The organism is Dietzia sp. CQ4 (assembly GCF_014145125.1).
GTDB lineage: Bacteria > Actinomycetota > Actinomycetes > Mycobacteriales > Mycobacteriaceae > Dietzia > Dietzia natronolimnaea.
In genome coordinates this window covers 1-5046 of record NZ_JAALDZ010000371.1, presented here as the reverse complement: position 1 = coordinate 5046, position 5046 = coordinate 1, and the positions used below count along the sequence as shown (strand labels likewise).

Below are 5046 nucleotides of genomic sequence, written 5' to 3'. Positions count from 1 at the left end.
AGAGCCACCGCCGACAGAACCCGCGCCCACGGAACCCGCGCCGACAGAGCCACCACCGGCGGAGCCCGCGCCGAGCGAGCCCGCCCCCACGGACCCCGCCGCCAGGGCACCGGCCCCTCCCGCGAAGACGTTCCACACCCCGCGGCCGCCCGCGTCCGAGTAGACCGCCTGGGCATCAGTACCCACATCGGTCACCACGCGGTCGGCGACCCCGTCGAGGTCCGAGTCCCACAGTGCGTCGTCGGCGTACCCGTCGCCGTCGAAATCCAGCCACAGCGCGTCCGCGGCACCGGTCCCGAGGGTGAGTTCGGGCGCACCCTGCCATTGCGTCGGCTCACCGACGCCGTCTCCGAAGAAGTAGTCCATGCCCGGAATGGTGTCGCGGACGGCCGGGCCGGACCAGTGCCGAGCGGCAATCTGTGGACAACCGATCCGCTCTCCACAGAACCGCCCCTGACCTTGACGGACTCGGTCAGCGGGTGCCGCCGCGCACGAGGAGCGCCGGCGTGTCCGGATCGCCGTACCGGTCGGGGTCGCCGAGCCGAGCGGCCCGGATGCCGACGACGACGAGGAAGGCCACCGCCCAGACGAGGTAGGCGTCACCCACCAAGTGCTGGATCGGCCCCCACGCGAGCTCACGCCCCTCGTCGTGGGGGAACCACCACTGCGGTGTGGTCAGGAAGACCACGATGCCGGACCCGGCCAAGACGAGCCAGCCGCGCTCGTCGTCGTCCCTCCCGGCGGCGCGTGCCGCCCACACCACCGTGAGCACGACGGCCGGCACGGACCACACCCAGTGGTGTCCCCAGGACACCGGCGAACAGAACAGTGCGACGAACCCCACCGCGACCGCGGCCGCGACCTCGTGGCCGCGACGCAGCAACCGCCACGCCACCCAGGCGATACCCAGTCCCACCAGGGCGGACACCACGAACCACACCACCGTGGCCGCCGTGTCCTCCAGACCCAGGCGGTGCACGAGCCCGTTGACCGACTGATTGGAGGAGAAGGACAACCCGCCGATGCGGGCGGGATCCCGGATGGCGAACGACCAGTAGCGGGCCGAATCGTCCGGGGTCAACAGGTGTCCGATGCCGGTGAAGGCCAGGGCGGCGAGGACCGCCGTCCCCAGGCCCCGCCAGTCGCGACGCAGCGCGAAGTACAGCAGGAACACCGCGGGGGTGAGCTTGATCGCCATCGCAAGACCGGTGAGGCTCCCACCCCACCAGCGGCCCCGGCCGCGGATGACGTCGACCAACACCAACGCCATGAGGAACACGTTGACCTGACCGAACCCGATCGTCTCCCGCACCGGGCCGAACCACAGCGCCACGGCCATCACGGCGACCGTGATCCACCACAGTTCACGGTGGGGGCGGTCACAGGTGCGCGTGAGGACGAGCTGCACCACGTAGGCGAGCACCGCAATGGTGGCCAGCGTGATGATGACCGACGCCGCCGCCAGCGGGACGAGGGTGAACAGCGAGAAGATCTGGGCTGCCAGCGGGGGGTAGGTGAAGGGCAGGTCGGCGCCCTCCGCCAACCGGGGGAGCTGTCCGTAGAGCTCGCCTCCGTCGCGGAAGACCTGCCCGCCGACGCGGTACACGTCCAGGTCGATGCGGTACGGGGGGAGCTGCTGGAGGCCCGGGATGCCGACCGTGTGGAGGATCGTGCCGAGCAGCGCCAGGAAGGCCGCCACGGCCCTGCCCGCGGTCGAGGCGAGATAGCGGTCGACCGCGCCGCCGATCACGCCGGGTCGCCGTTCTCCGGGCGGTCGTTCCGCCCGGCCCACCAGCGGAGGAGTTCGGCCTCCGCCTCGTCACGGTCCAGCGGGCCGCGATCCAGGCGAAGCTCCTTGAGGAACGCCCAGGCGCGGCCGACGTCGGGCCCGGGCTTGAGGTCGAGCAGCGTCATGATCTCGTTGCCGTCGAGATCCGGCCGGACCCGGGCCAGGTCCTCCTTCTCCTCGATCTCGGCGATGCGGTGCTCCAGGGAGTCGTAGCTGGCCTGGAGCCTGGCCGCACGTCGCTTGTTCCTGGTGGTGCAGTCCGCCCGGACCAGCCGATGGAGGCGGGGGAGCAGATCGCCCGCGTCGGAGACGTACCGGCGCACGGCCGAGTCGGACCACTGCCCCTCGCCGTACCCGTGGAAGCGCAGGTGGAGGAACACCAGTCCCGAGACGTCCTCGATCATCTGTTTGGAGTACTTGAGGGCGCGCATCCGCTTGCGCACCATCTTGGCGCCCACCACCTCGTGGTGGTGGAACGTCACACCGCCGCCGGGTTTGGCCGCACGCGTGGCGGGCTTGCCCACGTCGTGCAGCAGCGCCGCCCAGCGCAGCACCAGGTCCGGCCCCTCGGGCTCCAGGTCGATGGCCTGCTTGAGGACGGTGAGCGAATGCCAGTACACGTCCTTGTGCTGCATGTGCTCGTCGCGCTCCAGCTTCATCCCCGGCACCTCGGGGAGCACGCGGTCGGCCAGTCCGGCCTCACACAGCATGTTGATCCCGTCGATCGGGTAGTCGCCGAGGATGGTCTTGTCCAGCTCGGCGCGGACCCGTTCGACGGTGATCCTGTCGATCTCGGCGGTCATCTCCGTCATCGCCCGGAACACCCGCGGCGCGAGGGAGAAGCCCAGCTGGGAGACGAACCGGCAGGCGCGCAGCATGCGCAGCGGATCATCGGAGAACGACTGCTCCGGGGCGGCAGGGGTGTCCAGCACCCCGGCGAGCAGAGCGTCCATCCCGTCGAGCGGGTCGCAGAACTCGTGACGCCCGTCGGGGTGCAGGCGCACCGCCATGGCGTTGACCGTGAAGTCGCGGCGGACCAGGTCGCCCTCGAGGGTGTCGCCGAAGACCACCTCGGGGTTCCGGCTCACCCCGTCGTAGGAGTCCGCGCGGTACGTGGTGATCTCGATCTGCTGCTCGATACCCGAGGCGTCGTGCTTGACCGCCGAGAGGGTGCCGAACTCGATCCCGGTGTCCCACACGGTGTCCGCATAGGACTCGAGGATGCCGCGGACCGTGTCGGGTCGCGCGTCGGTGGTGAAGTCCAGGTCGGTGCCGAGTCGACCGAGGAGGGCGTCGCGCACACTCCCGCCGACCAGGTAGAGCTCGTGGCCGGCCTCGCCGAACGCGGCCGCGAGAGGGGCCAACACGTCCGCGTGGTCGTTGAGAGTCGTCTGGGCGCCCGCCAGGAGCCGCACCCGCCGCGCCTCGTACTCCGCCGGGTCGGGCGGGGTCCCCGGTCCGTCCTGCAGTCCGGAGAACACCGCCGCGTCGTGGCGGTCCGATGAGGCGCGCGGGTCTGGGTGGGGGTTGCGGGCTGTCACAGCGGAGACCTTACCGAGTCGGTCCGGCCACCTTGGACCACAGCGGCTCCACGGCCTCGACCTCCGGGGGGCCGGTCAACAGGTCACCCGACTCCTCCAGGTACGCCAGGTACGCGGGGTTTCCGAGGAACTCCTGTGCCGCGGCGGCGTCGCGGTACTGCTGGAACACCAGCAGGACATCGGGGTCGGCGTGGGACGCGCAGAACACGTACGCCCGGTGCCCGTCGTTCGCCTGCACCGCGTCCGGCATGTGCCGGCGCCACACCTCGACCAGCTCGTCCCGCCGCCCCGGCTTGGCCCGGTGACGGAGGACCAGGGCGTGGCCTGCGGATCCTGAGCTCATGTCGCGGACTCTAGCCGTGGCCCGCCCGCCGACACCTGACCTGACCGTATCCGCGGGCGGCACGCCGACGATTTACGGAACACGCGACACCGGCCGGTAGCATCGATGGGTGTCCGAAGCCGAACGCCCCGTCGAACCGCGCGCTAACCCGCCGCGGCGGCGTCGTGCACGGCGGGCCGCCGGATCCGTGACGCCCACCTCCGATTCCGCTGGTCAGGGCTCCGAGCGCAGCTCCGGCCAGCGCTCCGACGGCCAGCGGACCGCGCAGGGACAGGACAAGCCCCAGCACCACCGGAACAGCCAGGGCGGCCAGGGCCAGAAGTCAGGCAGATCCGGTCAACCCGCGCAGTCGGGTCAGTCGGGCCAGTCGGGCCGGCCCGCGCAGTCAGGCCAGTCAGGCCAGTCCGGTCAACCCGCGCAGTCCGGCCAGTCCGGCCAGTCCGGTGGCGGTCAGGCCCGTCAGGGTCGGCGCCGGCGTCGTGGTGGCCGGGGCCGGCGGGGCGGCCAGGGCAGGACCCCCGAGACCCAGCAGAACAACACCGGTCAGGGCGACGACACCCCCACGCAGTCCATCCAGACGGTCAGGTCCGGGGACGGCACCGCCGGCGCCACCTCGGCCCGCCAGTCCCCGCGACACCCCCGCACCCAGAACCGACCCAGGTCCGGACCCGCCCAGTCCGCGACCTCGAACCCCTCCCGCGCCGCCGCTCCGGCCAAGTCGGGGACCAAGAACCCGGCCAAGTCCGGGTCCAAGCCGGGCGGGAAGCCCGGGTCGAAGGTGCCCGGGTCGAAGGTGCCCGGCGCGAAGGGAACCGGAACCAAGAACCCCCGGGGCGGTCGCGCGGGCGGACGGCACCCGCGGAACGGTCAACGTCTGCGGACGGTGCTCGAGACCTCGGCGGGCGGCCTCGTCGTGCGTGGGCTCGAACAGGCGGCCGCCGCGGGATCGGAGCCCGACCTCTCGCGCCTTGAGGTCGCGCTGATCGGACGCCTCGACCGGCGTAACCGCATGTTGTGGTCGATGCCCAAGGGGCACATCGAGCCGGGCGAGACCGTGGAGGAGACCGCCCGTCGCGAGGTTCTCGAGGAGACCGGCGTGGACGGGACGGTGCTCGCCCCGCTCGGCACCATCGACTACTGGTTCGTCGCCGAGGGCCGCCGGATCCACAAGACCGTCCACCACCACCTCATCCGCTACGACCACGGCGAGCTGTGCGACGAGGACCCGGAGATCACCGAGGTCGCCTGGGTGGCCTTCGACCATCTCCCCAGGCGGCTCGCCTATCCGGACGAACGGCGGCTGGTGGAGTCCGCGCGGTCGCTGCTGCCGGACCTCGCCCGAGCCGAGCTGGCGGGGGAGTCCCCTGTGCCGC

Annotated in this window: 4 protein-coding genes and 1 pseudogene; 1 reads left to right on the top strand and 4 read right to left on the bottom strand. The window is 71.7% G+C overall.

What is annotated here, in order from left to right; all coding sequences use genetic code 11:
- From G6031_RS17170 to G6031_RS17155, 4 genes and pseudogenes are all read right to left on the bottom strand, one after another.
- Positions 1 to 366: pseudogene (locus G6031_RS17170) on the bottom strand (hypothetical protein); the annotation flags it as partial.
- Between the two features lie 106 nt (positions 367 to 472).
- On the bottom strand, positions 473 to 1750 hold the full coding sequence (locus G6031_RS17165) for a glycosyltransferase 87 family protein (protein ID WP_182653921.1): 1278 nt from the start codon (positions 1748 to 1750) through the stop codon (positions 473 to 475).
- The gene (locus G6031_RS17160) at positions 1747 to 3270 is read right to left on the bottom strand and encodes a CCA tRNA nucleotidyltransferase (protein ID WP_182653923.1); all 1524 of its coding nucleotides are present in this window, start codon (positions 3268 to 3270) and stop codon (positions 1747 to 1749) included. The genes G6031_RS17165 and G6031_RS17160 overlap by 4 nt, the downstream gene beginning before the upstream one ends.
- A 70-nt stretch (positions 3271 to 3340) precedes the next feature.
- Positions 3341 to 3673 (bottom strand): antibiotic biosynthesis monooxygenase, encoded by a 333-nt coding sequence (locus G6031_RS17155; RefSeq protein WP_179523994.1) that lies wholly within the window; start codon positions 3671 to 3673, stop codon positions 3341 to 3343.
- A 109-nt stretch (positions 3674 to 3782) separates the two neighbouring features.
- Between G6031_RS17155 and G6031_RS19255 the strand changes: the two genes are divergently transcribed.
- Positions 3783 to 5046 (top strand): NUDIX domain-containing protein (locus tag G6031_RS19255; RefSeq protein WP_347238521.1); only part of this gene is annotated, 1264 nt, incomplete at its 3' end.

Excerpts from the sequence above, each read along its gene's own strand:
- G6031_RS17155 (WP_179523994.1), bottom strand. The coding sequence starts at position 3,673 with ATGAGCTCAGGATCCGCAGGCCACGCCCTGGTCCTCCGTCACCGGGCC.